11 protein-coding genes are annotated in these 20888 nt (G+C 64.3%); all 11 read right to left on the minus strand.

Annotated elements, in window-relative coordinates; genetic code table 11:
- Positions 1 to 112: 112 nt before the first annotated feature.
- A complete protein-coding gene (locus ACFW5B_RS17900) occupies positions 113 to 1090 on the minus strand; it encodes a hypothetical protein (protein WP_386439956.1) in 978 nt (325 codons plus the stop codon).
- Between the two features lie 145 nt (positions 1091 to 1235).
- Positions 1236 to 1655, minus strand: coding sequence for a hypothetical protein (locus ACFW5B_RS17905; RefSeq protein WP_386439958.1), 420 nt, complete (start codon positions 1653 to 1655; stop codon positions 1236 to 1238).
- A gap of 280 nt (positions 1656 to 1935) precedes the next feature.
- Positions 1936 to 5922: a type VII secretion protein EccCa gene (eccCa, locus tag ACFW5B_RS17910; RefSeq protein ID WP_386439960.1), complete on the minus strand. Its 3987-nt coding sequence runs from the start codon at positions 5920 to 5922 to the stop codon at positions 1936 to 1938.
- Positions 5923 to 5932: 10 nt separating this feature from the next.
- Positions 5933 to 7108: a type VII secretion-associated serine protease mycosin gene (gene mycP / locus ACFW5B_RS17915; protein WP_386439962.1), complete on the minus strand. Its 1176-nt coding sequence runs from the start codon at positions 7106 to 7108 to the stop codon at positions 5933 to 5935.
- A gap of 1734 nt (positions 7109 to 8842) precedes the next feature.
- Positions 8843 to 9151 carry a hypothetical protein gene (locus tag ACFW5B_RS17920; protein WP_386439964.1) on the minus strand — a complete coding sequence of 103 codons (309 nt, stop codon included), beginning with the start codon at positions 9149 to 9151 and terminating at the stop codon, positions 8843 to 8845.
- Positions 9152 to 9447: 296 nt separating this feature from the next.
- A complete protein-coding gene (locus tag ACFW5B_RS17925) occupies positions 9448 to 10560 on the minus strand; it encodes a hypothetical protein (RefSeq protein WP_386439966.1) in 1113 nt (370 codons plus the stop codon).
- 2 nt (positions 10561 to 10562) lie between these two features.
- Positions 10563 to 12758 (minus strand): hypothetical protein, encoded by a 2196-nt coding sequence (locus ACFW5B_RS17930; protein ID WP_386439968.1) that lies wholly within the window; start codon positions 12756 to 12758, stop codon positions 10563 to 10565.
- Positions 12759 to 12760: 2 nt separating this feature from the next.
- Entirely contained in the window at positions 12761 to 13216 is a 456-nt protein-coding gene (locus tag ACFW5B_RS17935) for a hypothetical protein (RefSeq protein ID WP_386439970.1), read from the minus strand.
- A 286-nt stretch (positions 13217 to 13502) separates the two neighbouring features.
- Positions 13503 to 16187 (minus strand): RNaseH domain-containing protein, encoded by a 2685-nt coding sequence (locus ACFW5B_RS17940; RefSeq protein WP_386439972.1) that lies wholly within the window; start codon positions 16185 to 16187, stop codon positions 13503 to 13505.
- Positions 16181 to 19525, minus strand: coding sequence for a hypothetical protein (locus ACFW5B_RS17945; RefSeq protein WP_386439974.1), 3345 nt, complete (start codon positions 19523 to 19525; stop codon positions 16181 to 16183). The genes ACFW5B_RS17940 and ACFW5B_RS17945 overlap by 7 nt, the downstream gene beginning before the upstream one ends.
- Complete coding sequence (locus ACFW5B_RS17950) at positions 19522 to 20679, minus strand: hypothetical protein (protein WP_386439976.1); 1158 nt, start codon at positions 20677 to 20679, stop codon at positions 19522 to 19524. The genes ACFW5B_RS17945 and ACFW5B_RS17950 overlap by 4 nt, the downstream gene beginning before the upstream one ends.
- Positions 20680 to 20888 lie beyond the last annotated feature (209 nt).

Below are 20888 nucleotides of genomic sequence, written 5' to 3' on the forward strand. Positions count from 1 at the left end.
CCGGTTCACCGTGCCAGGTAGGCGCTGGCCGGCAGGCGGTCTGGGGCGGTGACCTCCATACCGGGGAAGCGGTACCGTGAGCAATCATCATCCCGCAGTGCGGGGCGTGCGTTCAGATCTTCAGCCGGAAGTCCTCGATCTTCTGTCGGACTACCTCGTCCGGAGTGTTACCGCCAAGGCGAGTGTTGAGCATCTGAAGGACATTTCGATCATCCAGTATGACGATCAACTTGTCATGGAGAACCCACTGCTCCCTGAGCGTGTAGGCAGCGCCCCGATCCGCCCCCTTGCGGCATACGATTACTCCGAAGAGCCCGGTTCCGTGCCGAGTCAAGTAATTGGCCATCTGCAGCACCTGCGGCTTCTTGACCGGACCGACATAGTTCTTCGCATCAACGACCACGTAGTCCGCGCGGTATTCGCGCCGCATGAAATGCCAGAACCCGGAGTCGGCGTAATTTGGGTAGATAAGGTCTCTTCGGTTAACCGCGGCCCCGTCGCTGATCTCCGAGACGGAGGGCGACAGGGGCGGGCAGAAAAGGTAGTCCAGGATGTCCTTGCACAGCCGCTGATAGGCGGCCCAGTGAGCCTTGCCCGCTGGCAGGGATCGCAGTTGTTCCGCAAAGCCCTGCTCCTCGCTCACGGGGGTCTCGGCAAATGACTCCGCGCTGACGAAACAGGCCGCCTCTTCGGCCATGCCAGCCCGGGTTGCCTGCGCGGCCATCCAGGGGCCGTCCCACACCTCGATGCCTTTGTCGGCAAGGAACTGCATCCCGTCCGGTGCGAGGGTGCCGGGGATAGCCAAGACAAGCTTGAGCTCTCTGCCTTTGCCCCACTGTGCACGAGCCGCCTGGGCATAGTGCCCGAGCTGAGCAGCAATGCCATCCAGTCTGGATGGTGTCTGAGGGACGGGCTTCTTGACCTCAACGAGCGTTACCCGACCGGGCTCCTCGACAACGAGATCGACCACCATGTTGCGGGCGTCACGTGCCTCTGTACGTACCGTGCCGGTGCCCAGTGCGGACACGAGTTTCACGAGGAAGCGAACTAGATCGCTTTCAAGGAACCGGTCGTCGGCCGGATCACCCACCAGTACTCCCTCTACCTGGATATTCGCACCCCGTCGCCACACCAGAGGCACATGGACTGTGCTACCCGTCAGAGGGACCGTGCCAGCTTGCAGCATTGGGAGCGCCCAGAATAGACACCGCCCACGTCGGCTCGACAATGAGCCCTCACTCCGGGCGGGGCTCCGCGAAATAGGTGCCAGCCAGTGTGCCGTCGTACCCCGCGGCCTGGGCTGCGTCCTCCAGGCTCGGGAAGTCCTGGCCGATGCCTTCGCCGATCATCGCCAGGTAGTCAGCGCGGGTCAGCTCGCGCTCGACCCACTGGTGCGCGCAGCGGCAGCGGATGCTTATCTCATTGCGGTGGCAGATCACCATCCAGTCGCGCCGTGCGCCGCACTGGGAGCACATGACGGTGATCCCGGTGATACGGATTTCCTCGGGGTGTGTGGTGGCGCGCAGACCGATGTTCCCGCCGGAGGGCTGCATCTCCTGCTGGAGCCGCAGCAGCGGGTCATCGCCGGATGCCGTCTCCGGCAGAGCGGTTCTCGGGGCCTGAAGGTTCTCGTTGAGCATCCGCATCGTCTCCATGTCTCTCTCCAACCAGCCGTAACAGGAGCGGCTGGCGGTGTCCAGCCTTTTGTTGCGCTGGTCATCGCCTTGTCCCGCGGGAGCGGGGTGCGCTGGAGTTGGTCCAGAATCTGGTCTCAGACGCCGACGCTTTCGAGGTCCCCGGGTTGCCGCTGGAGCGTCCGCGAGTTGGTAGGTGTGCGGGACGAGTCGGTGAAGGTCGCTGTCGTACGGGTGCGGTTCGGGAAGGCCTGCGCCGCGCCAGCCACCAGAACATCGGTGACCGGCTGACATCGCTGGCTCAGTTGGGGGCGTACCAGCCGATTTGGATGATGCGGGGCCGTTGCCGGGGCGTGATCAGTTGGGCCCGCCCAGGTGGCATGGGCTGAGCCTTGGTGGTGCCTATCAGAGGCCCTTCGTCAGGGTCTCCCGACAGGATGATGCCCGTTGCTCCGAGTTCTTTGAGCCGTCGGGTGACCGGGTCGAAGGAGGTGCGGGCTGCGCCGGCGGTGCTACGGGCGACGATCACGCGAAGACCGATGTCGCGGGCGTAGGGGAGATGTTCGGCCAGGGCTTCGAGGGGGTTGCCGGATGGCAGTGCGACGAGGTCGTAGTCGTCGATGATGACGAAGATCTCAGGGCCGTGCCACCAGCTGCGGGCGCGCATCTGCTCGGCGGTTACCTCCGCAGATGGCATCCGCGCTTGAAGGAGCGGGACGAGGCGCTTGAGACCCTCTTCGAGGGATGCCGAGGCGGGAGCGTAGTGCAGCACGTGGTCCGGGGGGAGTTGGCCGTGTAGTGCGCGTCGGTAGTCGCCGACGATCGCCAGGGCTTCATGGGGCTGATGCCGTTCGGCGAGCTGCCGGGCGAGCAGTCGAATAAGCGCGCTCTTCCCGGACTCGCTGTCGCCGTAGATGACAAGGAGTGGATCGGTGTCGAAGCTGACGTAGACCGGGGCGAGGGCGGATTCGTCGAAGCCCACGGCGAAGCCCAGATCGGGTGTTTCGCTTGCCTTGGGAAGGGCATCGGCGTGCAGGCGGTCCGGGAGCATGCGCACTGGCGGGCACACGGGGCCGGACCAGCTGGACGCGATGGCCGCGACCAAATCGGCGGAGCTTGGAGCACCATCCGAAAGATCTTGCACGGCGTCGAGGCCATCGGCATGGGGAAGTGCGGCAACGTAATGCAGTCCACCCCGAGCTAGGCCGTGGCCGGGCCGGGATGCGGGGACGTTGCGGGCGCGTTTGCGGTCGTGGTCGGAATCCAGGGGATCGGCCATCCGGAGTTCCAGCCGGGTGCCGAGTTGGTCCTTCAAGGCGGGACGCATCTCGTTGTACCGGCCGGCGGCAAGGATGAGATGGACACCGAAGGCAAGGCCCCGAGTGGCCATGGCCTCGACGTCGGGGATCAGCTGCTCGTGCTCCCGTTTGAAGGTGCCCCAGCCATCGATCACCAGGAAGACGTCCCCCCAGAGGTGGTCGGGGTAATGTCCCACGGCCCGGCGCCCGCGGTAGGTCCGGATGGAGTCGATGTGGTGGGCCCGGAAGAACTCCTCCCGCTCGTCGAGGATCCCCCGTATCTCGGCGATGGTCCGGCGTACCTTGGCCGCGTCCAGCCGGGTAGCGACACCCCCGACATGCGGCAGATCGGCGAGGGACGAGAGGCCGCCGCCCTCGAGGTCCAGGCAGTAGAACTGCACTTCGCGGGAGGTGTGGGTCAGAACAACGGTCGTGACGAGGGTGCGGAGCAGGGTGGACTTCCCCGAACGCGGACCGCCGACGACTGCGACATGACCCTGCGCACCGGAAAGGTCGAGGCTGAGGATTTCCCGGCGCTGCTCGAACGGAATGTCGGCGATGCCGATCGGAACGACCAATGACATCTCCCGCCATTCGGCAGGTTGCAGGCCCCGTGCGGATGTGGACGTAAGCGGGGGAAGCAGGTCTCCAAGGGAAGGGGAATCCTCCAGCGGGGGCAGCCAGACCTGCTGTGCCGGTGGCCCCTGGTCCTGGAGCCGTTCCACCAGAACATCCAGTACGGAAGGGCCGGTCGCGTCACCCTCTTCCGGGGGTGCCTCTTGGCCAGGGACAGCTGAGTCGAGATCGGCCAGGGCGGACTCGGCGGTGAAGAGCATCGGTGAAACGTCGGCCCGATGCCCGGCGACCGTGGCCCGCGGGGCTCGGTACGGGCCGGAGACGTATGCGGCCTTGAATTGCGTCGGGGCTTCCGTCCCGTGGCTCAGGAGGCCGGCCCCAGGGACGTTGGGCAAGTGGTATGCGTCCGGTGCGCCGAGTGCGATCCGGGACTCTTCTGCAGAAAAGGTCCGCATCACCAGCCGGTAGGAAAGGTAGGTGTCCAGGCCCCGCAGGCGGCCTTCGTCCACCCGCTGTGAGGCAAGCAGCAGATGCACACCGAGCGAGCGTCCGATGCGTCCGATCTGCAGGAACATGTCGATGAATTCGGGTCTGGCCGTGAGCAGTTCGCTGAACTCATCCAGGATGATCAGCAGGGTGGGCAGCGGCTGAAGCGGTGCGCCTGCTGTCCGCGCCCTCTCGTAGGCGCCGATATTGGCGAAGTTTCCACTGGAGCGCAACAGTTCCTGACGGCGGAGAAGTTCGCCGGCAAGAGCGTCCTGCATGCGGTCAACGAGGGTGAGGTCTTCGGCGAGATTGCTGATGAACGCGGCCACATGCGGCAGATCGGCCAGGCCGGCGAATGCCGCTCCGCCCTTGAAGTCGGCCAGGATGAAATTCAGCGTCTCGGAGCTGTGGGTGGTAGCGAGCCCGAGGACCAGCGTGCGCAGCAGCTCGGACTTGCCGGATCCCGTGGCGCCGACGCAGAGACCGTGCGGGCCCATTCCGCCTTGGGACGCTTCCTTGAGGTCGAGGACAACGGGTTTGCCCTCTGCGTCGACTCCGATCGGTACGCGCAAGCGGTCTTGCGAAGCTGGCTGCGCCGAGGGGGGATCGAAGGTTGTCGGGTCGTCGATACCCATCAGGTCGGTAAAACCGAGACTGCCCAACAGCGGGTCTTCGTCCTCGTCGTCGCTGGTCCGCAGAGGGGAGAGGGCACGCGCGACGGCCGTGGCCTCTACTGCGGTCAGGGCATCCGGAATGCCCGTGTAGACGGAGCCGGAGTTGGAGACCAGGCTGAGGGCATTCGGTTGAACAGCCAGACCCGGTCGACGATCCCGTCCATGGGGCCCGCCTCCGCGCACGCGGCGCTGCTGCTCGGAGCCGATGCTCGACTCGAGCTCGATGACAGTCACGCCCAGAAATCCGTCCCGGTCGAACGGCCAGAGAAGCGTCGTCGCGGGATCGGGATCCAGAAGGATCACTACGTGCGGTCGGTCGAGCAGAGGCTGGGCGTCCGGTTCCCAGGAGGGGCGCCTGGAGAGATCCTCGGGGAGCCCCTCTTCGAGGGCGCCGAGCGAGGAATAGATCAGCAGTCGGGAACCGCCCCGGCCGCCGGCGCTACCGTGCGCGGCTGGGCGCGCGTGCGGCAGCCACTTGATCCAGTCCCACTCCGGTACCGCCCCCGGAGCCGTGACGACCGCGATCCACACGTCGTCCGGCGAGTGCAGCGCCGCCAGCTGGCAAACCACCGCCCGAGCAGTGCCCTGGACCGTGTCGGCATCGCCCCGGATCGTCAACCGCGGGAACGCCCGCAGAGACAGCGCCAGGGGAAGCCCTTCAAGGCACTCGTACGCCTCAACGAATCGCCGCAGCGCATCTGCGGAGAGCGGCTCCCACTCCTCTGCGGGCTCCGCCTGCGGCACCACGAGGCGAGTCGCCAAGGTCTGCGGCCCCAGCCCAACACGCACTTGGCCGAAGTCATCATCGCCTGGACGCCGCTCCCACAGCCGCTTGCGTTCCGCGACCACCGCCCACAGCTGTCCCGGCTCGGGGAATACACGGCATTCGGCCAGGCGCTGCGAGCGCGCCGTATTACGCACCTCTTCGCGGGTACGCGCCAGGTACTTCAGGTAGTCCTGACGCGCATGATGCATGCCCACTGCCGGACCTCGACGAGAGCGCACAATCTGCCCCAGCCCCATGGCTACAGCGGAGACGGCCGTGATGGCTCCCATGACTTTCATGAACGGCGGTGAGCCGGGCCAGAAGAAATAGGCCGCGCTGCTGCCCATGCCCATCATGGGCAGCAGCATCAGGAGAACAGGCTCGGCCTTGCGCTCGGGCAGCGTGGGCGGCCCCTTCAGCTGCAGCTCCCCCTTGGAGTATTCAGGGGGTGTTGCGCGAGGAGGGCGCTTGATGGTGACGGTTGCCAACGGTTCCCGTTTACTGCCGGAATGGAGGACCGGGCGGCTGGTCGCCGAACGGTGACGGCGGCGGAACGACGGGGCGCCTGCGCCTGACAATGACCACTGTCAACACTGTCAGGAGCCCAAGCGCCGCTACACCGACGAAACCCAAGATGACGTATGCCGAAAGGCCCTTGCCAGATGACGCGTTGGGACTGGGCGAGTACGTAGGGGCAGGTGATGTGGGTGCTGGCGGGGAGGGCAGTGGGCCGTTCTTCGAGCCGACGGGGATGTCTTCGGTCAGGGCACGATACGGGCGGATGATGCCATAGCCGTAGCGCTTGTCGGGGAGCTTCGCCCCCTTCATCGACGCGGGCAACTCCGCTGTCTTCACGAGACGGTTGGCGATCTGTCCCGCGGTGAGATTCGGGAACTTCGAGCGAAGAAGGGCAGCAGCGGCTGAAACGTAGGCGGTGGCGTCAGATGTGCCCGTACCCACGTCGTACTGGTGGTCCGAGCTCGCGCTGTACACGTCCACTCCGGGAGCCGAAAGGAGGATGTGTGGCCCAGAGTTGGACATCTGCCAGGTCTTGCCTGATGAATCGACAGCACCCACCGCGATCACCCCGGGATAACTCGCGGGAAAGTAGGGCGTTTCCACGCCGTTATTCCCGGAGCCGGCGACCACCACGGCGTCCTTCTGCCGCGCATACTCGACAGCGTCCTCCAAACCCGGGATATCGAAGGAAGAGGACACGGAAAGATTGATCACTGACGCCCCATGGTCAGCCGCATAGCGGATAGCTCGCGAGAGGGGAGCGCCCCGGCCTGCAGCTCCAACTGCGTGGCTGTCGTCCGTTGTGACACGCAGGGGCAGGATCTTCGCTGCAGGGGCCAGCCCCTTGATGCCTCCCGTACCTCCTGGGCCATGGCCATGGCCTGCAATCAGAGAGGCCATTCCGGTGCCATGGGAACTCTCGGATTCACGGTCGGCACGCCGCCCCTGGTCTTTCAGGAAGTTCTTACCTGGTAGCACATTGCCTTTGAGATCGGGATGAGTGCCGTCGACGCCGGTGTCGACGACGGCGACGGTCACCCCCCGGCCTGTCGAGACCTTCGCCATCCCATCCGCATCGAGGGACGACAAGGGCCACTGGTGATCGCGAATGGAATCCGCCGCAGCTGGAGACCCCGCAGGCACGATGCTGACCACGCAAAGGAGCGCGACTCCACCTGCCGCTCTCATCCATCGATTGAACGTCACGCCCTGCCGCTTCCTGCCGAACTCTCCGGCCCTGCCTCACGGTTACGCTCTTCCGGCACGTCAGTATCACCGGACTCCTCAGAGTCCGACACCCCGACGACTCCCGGCACTACGTCACGCTGTGGTGCCCAGGTTTCCTCGTCCTCGATCAAGTAATCGGGACGTGAAGACCCTCGCCGCTCCCTGTCGTCCCGCCCGGACCGTCCAACGGGCGGCACGCCCATCGGGCCTCGAGCACGAGAGGCGCCCCCCGAACCGTTCTGCAGGGAGCCGCCACGACTGCGATGCAGCCCAGAGCCGCCCTGAGCACCCCGTCCGGTTCCAGGATTGGCCGGCTCTCCAACAACACCACCGGGGCGTCGCGCTAGCCCTCCCTGACGCCCGCGGCTGCCGGCTTTCCCAGAGCCACCCGGCCCGACGGCGCCACCGATCGGTGGACGCCCGGCCTGGCCTTGTTGTCCAGGGGCACCCGGAGCACCGAGCCCCCTCGAGGCCCCACGACCTCCAGGAGGCGTGTTCCCGACGCCAGGCGTGGCGGGACGCGAAACTCTCCCGCCACTCGGGCCACGCCCACCGACCGTGGGCCAGCCGCCCGGAGGTACACCTGGCACGCCAGGCCCCGCGCCGGGATTGTTGGGGGTTCCACCGACCACCGGTCCACCTGGACCTGTGGCAGGAGGGGCCGTGGGGGTGCGCAGGCCACCACGCACGCCGTCCAACGCGGTAGCAGCACGCGGCTCTTTCGGCATTGGCTGATGCGTCTCACCTTGGGAGGTGCCTTGATCAGCCCTCCCGCCCGTCTGCGTCGCGTTCGGTGAACTCAAGGCTCCCGGCGCCGTGGCTCCGCCTGCGGCACCGCGGCCTCCAGCTGATGAACTCGTGCTGGCTTTCCGTGGTCCCGCCGCATACTGAGAGGCACTAGCCGACGGCACGGTGGGCAGCGGGACAAGAGTGGACGGGGAAGAGACACGTTTGCGCTTGTCGATGACGGCAGGCGCGTCCGCCAACAGACTGGCCTTTTCGTTGTACGAGGCACCGAGCTTCTCCATGTGGGAGGCTGCCTGCAAGGCGATCTCCCGACCACGCGACAGTGAGTCGGCATGCTTCGCCCGCGCCTCATCAGCGCTCATTCCCTTGGAAATATCGCGATTCAGCCCGCTGTCGTCGCGGCCGCCGCCGAACCAGTCGTCCCCTACCTTGTCCACGCCATCCCCGATAGCCGAGAACGTTGCCGTGACGATGTTTCCGCCTTTTTTCTCGCTCTCGGTGTCCTGCAGCTGGGTGACTGACCGCTTGGCCTCTCGCAGATCGCTGGCCGCGCCCTTCAGGATGTGTGACGTATTCTTCGCATACAGTGAGCCGTTCTTCAGGCTCTTGCTCAAGGTTCTCGCCCGCTTGGCGAAAGCATCCGCGGCGGCCCCGTGCCAGTACTCCAGGACATCTGCCACAGCCTTGTCCAGCAGATCTCGTACGCAGCCATCCGGCGCGTCGCCGGCCAGCTGGTCATGTACGTACATCCAGTGGTCGGCGATTTCATCGACCTTGTCCGGCTGCGCGTCACGCACCATGGCCTTCAGCGATTCAAGCGTATGGCTTGAAAAGTTGGTCTCCCCGCCCCCGCGGCCCATCTTTCATTCCTCCCGTTGTGCCGACTCGCGTGCGCAAGCTGTAGGCAATTACCCCTCAGCCCATGGATTCGCGGATCTCATCCTCACGACTGTGGTAGCCAACTTCAACGACCCTTGTGTTTTCGCTGACTTCGCGGATCATCGACTTCAACTCGGCGACCATGTCGGCGATGGACCGCTTCATATTGTCGTGGGCGATCCGGATCCCGGCCTCCTGGGTGAAGCCCCGGCCGAGGTACCCCTCCGGCAACTCGGTCTTATACTCTGCCGTGGCCCCGATCCCATCCATGGTGTCCGCAAGCGAGTTGAGCCGCGTGATGACTTGTTGCAGCGCGCTCAGATCAACTCGGTATTCCTCGGCCATCTGTAACCCCCCGGGTGTTGCACTGAGAACTGTGTCTGGCGCTGACACCACACACAGAGCAGACTCATCTAACCCGCCATCAGAACATCAGGTCAACCAGCATCTTGGCCGATGCCTAGACTCCGCGCATCTGTCCTGAAAGTGACGTTGACGTGGCTGAACACGAAACGCGGGATCACGGGCCCGACCTGTCTGGCATCGGCAGAGAACCTACCCGCACTTGGGTGAGCGAACAGCTAACGACCGTCTCCCTGCCTGGTGAGGCAGGGAGACGGTCACCTTGCTAGGCGGCGCCGTCACGGCAATTTGAGATCAGTGCAGCCATGGCGCTTGGCGGACCGAGTGGCGAACGTCTTCAGTGCGGACTTTTCCAGAGTGCCGTCCGGATCGAAGCGATCATCCGTGTCGGCTAGCCCCGTCGCGATGTACAACGCCCGTCCGCTGGAAGGGCACTCGGCCGAAGCCCACAAACCACTTCCCTTACGGCCGGCAGGCTTCCCCGGGTCGAACTCGTCCGCATATCCCAGCTGGTCTGGCAACGCCTTGGCGAACGGGCCGTAGAAAGCGCTGACACGATATTGGGAGGTGTCTGAGTCCGAGACAAGGTAGCAGTTCTCGATTGGCGCCTTTGAGTCCGTGGCGCTCTCACGGACAATGGTCGCGATGCCCGCACAAGTTCCGCGGGCCTCACCCTGCGGCACTTTCACATGCGCAGTGTTGTTCGGCACCCGACCGATCGCTCCCCCAGGCCGGGCGGCACATCCCCATGCCTTGGCTGCGTTCTGTGCCGTCTTCACTGTCGTGCGGGCAAAACGAGCGCGCTGGGTGGCCCCCTCCACTGATCGCATGGCCTCCCCTTGCACCGTGACGATCAAGGAGGAACGCTGCGGGTCGCTACGACGATTTGCGCAGGGCATGGTGACAGTGGCGACGAGGTCCTTACCCAAGCGCCCCTCGTCCATCACGCCTTCCCACCCATGGCCGAGAGGAATTGCCATTCCCACATCACCATACGGCTCAAAGCCACCGAAGTCGTGAAGAGACCCCGCCGCATCGGAGCTCCAGTCCATTGCGACTGACAGCCATGCGTCGCCATCGGGATCACTGAAGTTGCACTTGTGCAGCCGACCTGCACGCGGAATAGCTCCCTGATCTACTTGAATATCATGCCCGCGTAGACGGTCAGCCCCGAGCAGTTTCTTGGCCTCCGCGGTGTCAACGCTTCCCCTGCAAGCATTGGCCAGACTCCTGCCATCTTGCCAACGATCATACGCCCCAGTGAAATAGAAGATGCTGGGCACTACCACTACGAGGACGATCACCATAGCGAACAACCATCGCTTGCGTTCGCGGCGGGTGATGCGAGGATCTGGGTCACCGATACGGCGCTTCTCCGTGGCGTCAACCATGATCAGTTATTGTTCTTTCCGGTGCCAAGCGCATCTTGCACATCGGTACGACCATTCTCGTAAGTGCTTCGCAACTCATTCTGGGCCCAGTTCGCGTCCGGCTCATCAGCGCCAATTCCTCGCGCCTCGTACAGTTTGGCAACCATCGCGTTGACACTGGCTTTTCCGCCCTTGGCTGCGTTTCCGGTAAGTGTGTTCTCCGCGATCTCCTCTGCCGTGTGCTTATGGGTTACGGAATCCATATGCTCTTGCCACGCGGTAGCACCCGCATCAGTGAGGCGCACCGCGACGTCGCCAACGACAGGGACTTTGGTGACAATTCCAGCGACGCCATGATATCCGGCCTTTCCTATCCACCACTTATGGTCGGAGAGCCCATCCTTCTCGCGATCGAGGATGACGTCGCCTTGGATAGCATCGATGGCTCCCGTTGCCACGACGGAATCAGCCATCAACTTCTTGGCCGTCTCTGCGTTCGTCCCTAGAGGGATATCCGCCAACTGCTGAGCCGTGTGAGCGGTTTGCGCCTCCTGGATCACGTGATACGCCTGAGGATCATCCGACGCCCCACGCATCACCCGGATCAACGACCCTGGATCAACAGCCATGCGCACCTGTCCGGTCTTCTTGTCCGTCCACACCCCCGATGCATTCTCACCAGAGTGACCCGCTGATTCGTCATTGAAGCTCGAAAGCATGTCCTGCGTGTCGGAAACGTAGTCGCCCAGAGCATTGGCGATCGGACGATGCATCCCTTCCGGCAGGGTCTCGTTCGTCGGGCCTCCGTCGAGCATTTTGATGCTGTCGCGCATGATCCTGGCTTGCGACTCAGTGTGCTCACGGACCGCGTCTTCTTGCCCCGGCTGATGCCCGGTGGAGCCGGCTTCGATGGCCAGCGCCAACGAACCCTGACCGGTCTTCTTGTCGAAACCGTCTTCCACCCATTCCCGGTCATCCACGAGATACTTCAGATTGCCGTTCTTGTGTAGATCGTCCCCCGGATCGAGGAAGCCGGTGGCGGCTTCAGGATTCTTGCTCAGGGCATCCATGTAGCCCGTCATGGGGTCGGCGCCCGGACGGCCTCCGATGTAGTCGATCATTGGCATCGTGGCGTCCGGAGCCCACAAAAGCTTCGGCGTCGTCGAATGGTTGCTTGCATTCTTCTCGTAGTTGATGAGATCTCGGCCGTAGTGGTGAAGGAAGTCGGTGTCATAGTTACCGCTTCGCATGAGACTGCTCATCAGCTGGTAGCCCTTGGCGCTTAGACCGCTGTCCGGGTGGATCGTTTGGGGTCCGAGCGCCAGCATCTTCTCTTTCCAGCCGTCCATCGCGACGCTGTCGCTCTGGGTGGCCATGCCGAACGTGGCACCAAGCCCCGACTGCAACTTCTTGAGAGCGGCGTTACGTTCCAGACCCCTCTCACCGGAAGCCGGCCCGGACGCCTCACGCCAGAACTCCAATGCTCCCTTCGGGCCCATGGACAGAGCAAACTTCTCGGCGAAGACCATGTCGTTCTTGCGCTTCGAAAGGATGCTTCCCAGGCGAGCCAGCTCGTCGTTGGACAGTTCCCCTCCGTCCTTCTTGGCGAGCCTGAGTGCCTCGGCGTAGTCCTTCTGAGCTCCCCGCGCCGCGTCCAAGGACGTGTAGATCTTCTTGTTGAACGAGTCGTTGTTCTTGCCATTGGGGTCCTGGCGCATCGCCCAGTTCGCAGCTTCGTCTGCTTCAGTGGCTTCCCGCAGGACCTTCGCGATGCGGTGCTTCATCTTATCGACCGCCGCGTCGCGCTCTTTTTGGTCAGGCCTCATGTAGGAAGGGCCCAAATAGTCATCCGGCAGCTCTTTCACATCGATAACTGTCCCGTCTCCCAGCACCTCGAGGTGCTCCGACGGCGCTTCCTCATCGATGATCCGGCGAAGCTTTTTCTGCGCACTACTGAGTTCCGCATGTACATCGCGAAGCAGCGTCGCGGTGGCTTGTGCCTCTACCGCCGCCCCTTGGTACTGCTGCTTGATCTTGGCGAGGGACTTTTGCGCTTCCTCAGCTGCGTTGCCCGACCACCCGGACTTCACAGGCTTGGCGACACGAGCCTCGAAGAGCTCCTGCAGACCCTGGTACTTCTTCGGGAGCAACTTCCACTCGTCCGCTGCAGCCTGCAGCTTCCCGAGATCAGTGTGGAGGAGAGCAGAGAATGTGACCATGATCAGCTCCTCCGGCCATTGAGCGAGTCCATCCTGGACTTCTCGGTGTGATCGGTGTCCATGTAAAACGCGGCGGTGTTGTGCAGCTTGCTGGCAGCATCTGACAACATCACGCTGAGGTTGCTGGCCCCGTCTCCCCATCGCTTGAGCATGCTGTCCAGCCCGAGGCCGTACTGCCAGTCATCCAGCGCACTCGCCGAGGCATCAGAGGTTTCATCTATGGCCTTCTGGTCCACTTTGTCCGTGTCGGTGCGCAGATCGTCCAGCGCGGTGGATGCCTTATTCAGTACGGCTTTCTGGACCGATACCTGCCCGCCTGCACCACCTGTTCCTCCGCTACCCCCAGCGGAGTTGAGCTCCATCGTCACGTTCTGCCGCTTGGCGGAGTCTGTGAGCGAGCCGTCCGCGTTGTAGCGGAAGGGATTGAGACGGCGGTCCCAATCCTGGTCGTAGGTCATGCGGTTCCCCCCGTGACAGTGCAGGCCGAAGTCGCTGTGAGCGCACAGCAGAAGGAGCCTAAAGCGTCAAGTGGGATGGAACAATTAGCTGAGCGGCCCGATTCGGCCAAGGGCTGACCTGCCCATCCACCAACTCAGGACATAGGGGGAGCTAGGGCAGGAACGAACCAAAGGTACTGAGCCCGACCAGATCGAGAGCAGCACGATGTCCCTGGGGGGATCAATCATTCGTAGCCTGTCGTATGGCTGACACCTTGCCGCCCGCCGCTGACTCCCCCGAGAACAGTCACGCGTTGCCCTCGTTGGCCTCGCCGGCTTCGGCTTCGAAGCTGGCACCGCGGTACTCGGGATGGTTCCGGTCAATCGCACCAGCAACATGGAGGGGAACGGGGTGCCGGGTGCGGGCATCCCAAGCGAGGGATTGATGGCAGAGAGCGGCCGCGAGTGCGGCAAGGGCCTCCTGCTTGTGCTCTCCTGGCCGAGGGACGGTGATTTGAGTGGCGGTAAAGCTGTGCCAGTCCTTGCGTAGCAGCGCCTTCTCAAGATCCTTTGGAATGGTGAAGCGGGTGTAGGTGCTCCCGTTGATGCTGGTCTGACCGAAGCCGTCGTAACTGCGGGATTTTTGGGCGAAATACCAGCTCGTCACGCCCGTGGCCGTCGCTCGCTGGTGGAGCCAGTCATCCGGGGCTGCGGGACGCGTCTGATCGCGGCGTCGGGCGTCGGAGCGATCGACAGGCGTTGGCACTTCGCCGTACGAGGTGTTGATACTGACGACCGCGATCGAGCGGCCGTCGTCGATATCGTCCCCAGGGACCATGCCTTCGCCCAGTTGAGCGTGCTGGAGGCCAGGCCAGATGGTCCGGCCAGCTTCGGTGTCGATGAAGATGATGAGGGGACTCTCCTTGGGCAGGATGCGCAGCGCTGCCTTGACGTGGGCGCGTACCAGCTCAGCGCCTTCCTTGTGGCGGGCATGCCCGTCCATGCCGATGGGTCCAGCACCGAAGGCGGCCTCGCCCTCTGGTAGGGGCAGCCAGGCATGGTGGCGGTGGCTGTACATCTCCATGCGCCAAGGGCGCTCTGGGTCCGGGTGGGTGTGCAGGGCGGTGAAGACTTCCACCATCTGCGTTTTGTCGGCAGAGCCAAATGTCCGCGTGCTGACCCGCTGCTGGCGCAGGTGCAGGCCGACGAGGATTGTGGGGCGATCCAGGAGCAATCCTTGTGCTAGGCGTCGGTCGACGGCGCCAAGGCGGAGGACCAAATCTCGTAGCCCGTTGATTGCTGGGTAGTCGAGGCGCGGGCGGTGCTGCTTCGGCTTCTTGGCACCCTCGCCTTCCTCAGGCGCTGACTCTCCGTCGTTGACTGCTCGTGATGGCTGGGCTCCGGCTTCCGCCTCCAAGATCTGGAGATTTTCCAAGCCCGGAGTTGTCTCCTCCGCGTCTTCGGGCCTGCGGGGCTTGGGCCGGGGCCGCTGGGCGATGAACTGGGAGACCATGCCGTGCTGGTGAAAGTGCCGGCGGAGATCGCGTTTGGGGTCGTAGCGATCGGGTTGCTGGTTCCTACGGGATGTGCGCTTTTTGGGGTTCCAGATGGTCTCTACCCACACGCCGGTGAGGGCGGTCTTGTTGAGATCGTTGAGGAAGGCGAGTTCGTGGGCCCAGTTGACCCACGTCGGGGAGACCAGAGCGGGCAGGCGTCGCAGCTGGACGCTGAGTCGATCGGTGAGCCGATGATCTCGGTAGTCGTCCCAGCCTGCTGCCTGGTCCGGCTCGTCGAGGTAAGGGGTCAGGGCGGTGACCATGCGTTCGCGGGTGTACTCGTGGTCGTACAAGGCGAGGATGCGGACCCGATCGTGTCCCGTGCCGCTGAGTGCGTGGTCGAGGTCTTCGCGCGCTACGGGCCCCTTCGTCGTGCGGGTGACCTCCACCTCGGTGCGTTCGTAGGTGACCTGTGTCGGTGCGAGTTTGGCCGTCACCTGCTTGATGTGATTCGCGAGGGCGAGGTTGAAACGGGTTCCGGTTCCCTTGCCGAGCGGGTGCTCGGTGGGGCCGGGAACCAGAGCGCGCGTCGGTCCGCTCATGGTCGCCAAGGTCTCGTTGGTGCCGAGTTCGATGGCCTCGACGTTGCAGGCTGCGACGACCTGGGCGGCAAAGTTGCGCACGTATGGCTCCCATCCCTCCTCGGTGCGGCGGTGGCCGACGGGCAGGCGCAGCGCCGTTTCCTTGCCGCGAGCGACGAATGCCGTGCGAGTGCTCGCCCAGTGGGTGGCGAGTCGGCTGAAGGTCGGGATGACATGGATACCGATCCTGGGCTCGCCGGGCAAGGTGACGACACGGAAGTCGAGCTTGTGCATGGCATAGCCGGTCCTGGCCGGCCTCTCGGTCTCTCCTTTCAGGACGTGGTCCCAGGCGAGCAGGCTGCCGTTGGTGTCCATGAGCCAGTTCAGACGCTGCCCGGGGGTGCCAGTGGAGCCGGGGAGCTGGAGCGGGACACGGGCTAGTTCTGCAGCGAAGTTCCAAGCGGCCACCCGATAGAACCACTGCGGTGCGCGCGGCCGCCCCGAAGCTGCATTGCGTACGAAGGAGCCCAGCTGGCGCTTGGTCCTCACGGCCTGAGCCAGGAGCGGGGCGAGGGTGTCGTCGTCAGCGCCGCCTCGGATATGCCGTTCCCAGCTCCGCACGGCTCGGGTGAGTAGACGCGGCTTGATGGGGGCGGTAGTGACCAGGACGGCGGGGACGTCGAGATCGTCCTCGGGTGGGTCGATCGTATCCGGCATGATCACGACCGGCTGGTTGGTGACAGCGGAGAGCGCCGTGGCCAGCCCGGCGTAGGCGGGGCGCAGCGGCTTGGAGCTGTCGTTGTCGCGGTAGCGAGGCAGCCGGCTCCACGCTTGGCCGAATTCTTTGGTCAGTGGGTAGAACACCGCGGGGCCAAGGCGCTTGGGGTCCAGGAGGTAAGCCAGAGTGGTCAGCATTCGGTGTCCAGGGATTCGCGGGTGACGTTGTGGTTGTCGGCGAAGGCGAAGAACGCCCGGAGCGCTGCGCCATTGGTGGTGAGCAGGACGTCGAGTTCGCCGGTGCGAGCCCAGTCGGCGCGAAGTTCGCGGATGAGGTTGGGCAGGTCGGAGTTGCCCTTGGGGTCCAGGAACGCGTAGTCGACGAGCCGGAGTCGTCCGGGAGTGCCACCGCGTCGGGCACGACCCACCAGTTGGATGATGGAGGCGATCAGCTCGGCAGCGATGGCCTTCTTCGCGCGATGGGGAAGTGCGCTGAAGTAGCGACGGCTGCTGAGCAGTTCGTCGAGGTACGACCCGGCTGCCTTCATGGAGCGCTCCAGCTCGATCCACGGCCGGTCATGGGAACGGCGGTCGTCCAACGCTCGGGCCCCCATATGAGCGAGCAGCTCGTCGGGGTCGTCCACGATCGACATCGGACGTACAGCGAGCCAGATGGAACCGATGCGGGAGCGACGCTGGCCGGGCGCGAGGATATTGAGACTGCGCTCGACGCGTTTGAGAGGGGCGATGAGGATACGGGCGTGGGCAAGGGCGCCGAATTCCTCGAGCTGGTCTCCGGCGATCTCGATCCAGGGTCGGTCGTCGAGCTGCTGCGCAGAGTCCGTTGCGGCCTCGGGGTCGGCCCGTACCGCGACAGCGATCAAGCCCGGTGGCGCGCCGGCCGCGCGCATTCCTTCGGCCAGGTCACGGCAGCTTTCGTAGGACGTCGTGGCAAGCAAGATCGCGTCCTGGACGCCGGGCGTGTTCTGCGCGGCGAGGTCCTCGAGCTCGCGGGATAGCTCACTCCAGAGCTTCGCGCCGAGCATTCTTGTGGCCTCGCGTCGCTTTTTGCCGGACAGACCCGAGATCCGAATCAGTTCGCCCTCCAGCCCTGGAATGGGGCGCGCATCGATCTCCACCTCGGAGCCCTCATCGGGGACGATGAACGAGGGGAGGGTGTGGATGTGATGTCGGTGCGCGCCGGGCATGTAGGCGGTTGCCGACATACCGAGTACGACGCGCCGATGCCCCGCTTGGGCAAGAGCAGTGACCTGTCCGAGGGATGCGATGTAGCTGTGGGGGTCGCCACCGAAGGCGGCCACACAGAGCTTGGTGTCGTGCGGGGACTTGGGGTTGTGGTCTTCCGTGAATGCGAACACGAGCCGTCCGAGCGGCCCATGCGGTACTGCACGCCAGGTTTCGTAGCCGCCCAGTGCCCGTGCGATCTCTTCAGCCGCGGGCACTCCCGCGAGCTTCAGCTGTGGAGCATCGTGGACAAAGCTGTGCAGCATCTTCCTCAGCGGTACCAGGAACTTCCTACGAACCAAGCGGTCGATGACTGCCGCACGGGTCTTGGCCGACGGAATCCATGGCGTGAGCATCTCGAACAGCTGACCGCGCACATGCTCCAGGATCCCGGCCGCATCTGACGCTGCCGTGATTTCACGTACTGAGTGCGCGAACTCCCGGACGTGCTCCGGCAGGAGATATGACGCAACGCCTCGGTCGCAGACCGCCTCCAGCAACATCAGCCCTGCAGAGGCCGGTGGTCCAGGCTCGGTGGAAACCCGGGCTGGATCGTTCGCGAAGAATGCGTCCAAGTGCTTGACCAGCCAGCCGTCCCATCGCTGCGGCACGATCCATCGTCTGGCGCTCCCGTGACGGTGCGGCCGCTGGCGCGGTTCGTCGGGAAGCTGGTCACTCAAGGACAGCTCTTCCCGAGCCAGGTGCATCGTGTAGGTCTCTGCCAGGCGCCGGCACTCTGAGATGTTCGAGCGTGCCCGTTCCTCCAAGGCTGCGGGCAGGCGGTAAAAGGCGCTGACGATTTGCGTGTCCACGTCGATCAGGGGGCGATCGTGACCGCGATCTCCCCAGGCCAGAGTCAGGCCGCGTCCTGAACGGTCCGTCACCGTCGACTGGAAGGCATCGAGTTCGTCGACGAGGACGATCTGGCAGTGCCGCATGATGAACTTTTCCACGCTGACGTTCTCGGTCACCGTCCCGTCATCCAGCTCAAAGGGGATGTGCATCCGGCCCCCGTAGAGATTGGCGTGCGTAGTGACGATGATCCGGGCCGAGGCCGCTTGGCGGGCCAGTCGGAACTTGCCGCACCCCTGCTTGAAGGGGCAGACCTTCGGGGCGGGCATGCTTCGGTAAGGCTTGCCCCGCTCTGGACGCACCTGGGTCAGATCTGTGCAGGGCTCTCCACCCGGTACCCACGTGTCCACGGCCTCGTCCACCGAGGCGAGCGCGGGCATTTGGCAGGAATAGCCGATCCGCGCGAAGACCCAGTCGACGTACGCGGGGTTCTCATTCCCCTTGACTGTCCGTTCCAGCTCCTGCATCAAGCTGTTCGGTGACATCAGTGGGACGACCACCTCTGACACTTCCACGCCCAGGCGTTTGGCGATACCCGACCGTTCCAGGTCTTGCTCGATGGCATGCGCGAGTTTGAGTGCGTTCGCGTTGGTGTCGACCACCAGAGCCACTGTGTGGCCTTCCTGCACCGCCGAGGAGGCGTAACTACGGAGCAGGACGCTCTTGCCTGACCCTGTGGGAGCGCTCAGGACCCGGGTGGGTCCCGCGTCGAGCCGCAGGGCGTCTCCGACAGGTTGCCCCTGCGCAGTCCGCATGCGCCGGAAGAACGGGGTAAGCGTCTCCACCCGGAAAGCCGCAGCCGTCTGCTCGTCGAGCTCAGCGTTCAGTTGCAAGAAATCCTGGACCTTGAGCACTGCCTCGGTGAGCTCTGGGGCAGTGCTCAAACGGGTGGCTTGAGGGGGTGACGCAGGTACGTCGTGCTCTTCGAAGGTGTAGTAGGCCAGCACTGGAGCGTTCTGCCGCCCAGCCATGGGCACACGCAGCGTATGGGTGTGCTCCCCTGGCTTCGCCATCGGCCTCGGGACGACGTGCTCGGCCCGGATTGTGTCCATCTCGGCCAACAGCCGGTCAGTACAGTCGCGAGGAGGAAGGCCGTGGTGAGCGCTCACCTGCTCTGCGCCGTCGAGCAGTCGGAACCCAGGGATATTGCCTTGATCGAAGTAATCGCTGGCGTGTCTACGGAATGCAGTGTCGTTGGCGAGCTGGTTCGGCCGATGGTGCAGCAGCCGGCTCAGCCGAAGTTGGTCTTCCAGGGGCAGGTCGTCGTAACCGTCCCACCGGTCATACTTCCCGGTCAGCAAGAAGTGCGCGGCAGTCAGCGAAGCGACTGCCTGGCCGTCCGCCGGAAAATACGCCTGCGCACAGGCACAGGCACACGCAACGAGGCGGGGCAGAAGCTTCCTCTCGCGCTCGCTGAGTCCATCGCGTTCGTCGGTCACTGCGCCCGCCTCGCCTCGGCCAGCTTCTTCTTGACGATCTTGTTCACGTCGTCGACGAGCAACACGGTGTAGTCAGGCAGCAGATCCTGCAGCTCTTGGCGCTGAGCCATCCCCCGGTAGTCCGGAAGGACGACGGTCTTCACGGCGAGCGGCTTCCTTGAGATCTCGTCGGCCAGGGCACTGGCGCTAGCGACATCCTTGAGATCGATCGCCAGCGCCCAGCCCAGCGACGCAATGGCGAACTTCAGGTCATACGCGTCTTGATGAGGCCACAGGCTGACCTCAAGAGGCTCCTGGCCGTGCCACTTCTTGTACAGAGCGAGCTCATCAACCCCAGGCACGACGATGAATCGCCACGCCGGCAGTTCCACGCACACTGTTCGCCGGTCGCCCTCGAACTGCACACGCCGGGCCGCAGGTTGGCGGCGGACTGTGTCATCGACTGGCCGGAGCTTCGGTCCCCGTCCGTCCTCCAGGCTCCGGATGGCGTATCGAGCGTTGTGTGATGGGTAACTGCAGCGAACGGCCACTCCGCTGACCCGCATGGGCCACCGGCACACTGGACACGGCCACCAATACCGCCCCTGATGAACGCGGTCGGGCGGTAGCGGTACGTATCGGACCGGGGGCTGGATCCCCAAAGCGCAGCATTGATCGGCGATCTCTTCCAGCGGACCGGCCGGTGTGTCGATCACGAACCGCCGCCGAGCCACGTAGTCCTCGTCGCTCGCACCGGTCTTGATCTTCAGGAATGCCTCGTTCTGAACGATCTCTTGCTGGAGCCAGGTCCAGCTGGGCATCCAGCCGCGTCCCCGATCGCCCTGTTCCAGCAGCTCAACGATCGCTGAGCAACCGTCGGAGTAGACGTCGTCGCTCAGTTCGTCCCACTCCAGCACCGTCAGCCGTCCGAGGGGATCGTCCTGGAACACCTCAGGGGCAATCCGCCGCAGCGGATACCGAGACAGTTGATCGACCAGCTCAGACGGCCTCAGGGCTTCCCGGTCAGGGCCCAGGATCGCATTGACGACTCCGGCCATACTCATGATTTCGCGCCAGGCCCGTGGTTCATCGCGCCGGACCGTCCAGGCGTACCCCATACGAATTGCCGCGCTGACCAGCATGGTCCTGCGCCGACTCAAGACGGCATCAAGCACCGTCACTCCTCCATCTCACTTTACTGAGTGTTCTTGACAGAGAGCCCTGTGTGACAACGTGATGATGTCTGCAGGTGCCAGTGCCCAGATGCAGGCGAGCTGCCGGGCGCGCCGCGCTGCTCACGAGAAATAGGCCACTGACCAGGAAGTTTTCGAGTCGGTAGCCGTTACCCATAAGCGCGACATTCACCCGGACGGGCGTATTCGAC

The sequence above is a fragment of the Streptomyces sp. NPDC058773 genome (assembly GCF_042746015.1).
In the GTDB taxonomy this organism is placed as follows: Bacteria; Actinomycetota; Actinomycetes; order Streptomycetales; family Streptomycetaceae; genus Streptomyces.

Excerpts from the sequence above, each read along its gene's own strand:
- ACFW5B_RS17920 (WP_386439964.1), bottom strand. The coding sequence starts at position 9,151 with ATGGCCGAGGAATACCGAGTTGATCTGAGCGCGCTGCAACAAGTCATC.
- ACFW5B_RS17940 (WP_386439972.1), bottom strand. The coding sequence starts at position 16,187 with ATGCTGACCACTCTGGCTTACCTCCTGGACCCCAAGCGCCTTGGCCCC.
- ACFW5B_RS17935 (WP_386439970.1), bottom strand. The coding sequence starts at position 13,216 with ATGACCTACGACCAGGATTGGGACCGCCGTCTCAATCCCTTCCGCTAC.
- ACFW5B_RS17925 (WP_386439966.1), bottom strand. The coding sequence starts at position 10,560 with ATGGTTGACGCCACGGAGAAGCGCCGTATCGGTGACCCAGATCCTCGC.
- ACFW5B_RS17930 (WP_386439968.1), bottom strand. The coding sequence starts at position 12,758 with ATGGTCACATTCTCTGCTCTCCTCCACACTGATCTCGGGAAGCTGCAG.
- ACFW5B_RS17905 (WP_386439958.1), bottom strand. The coding sequence starts at position 1,655 with ATGGAGACGATGCGGATGCTCAACGAGAACCTTCAGGCCCCGAGAACC.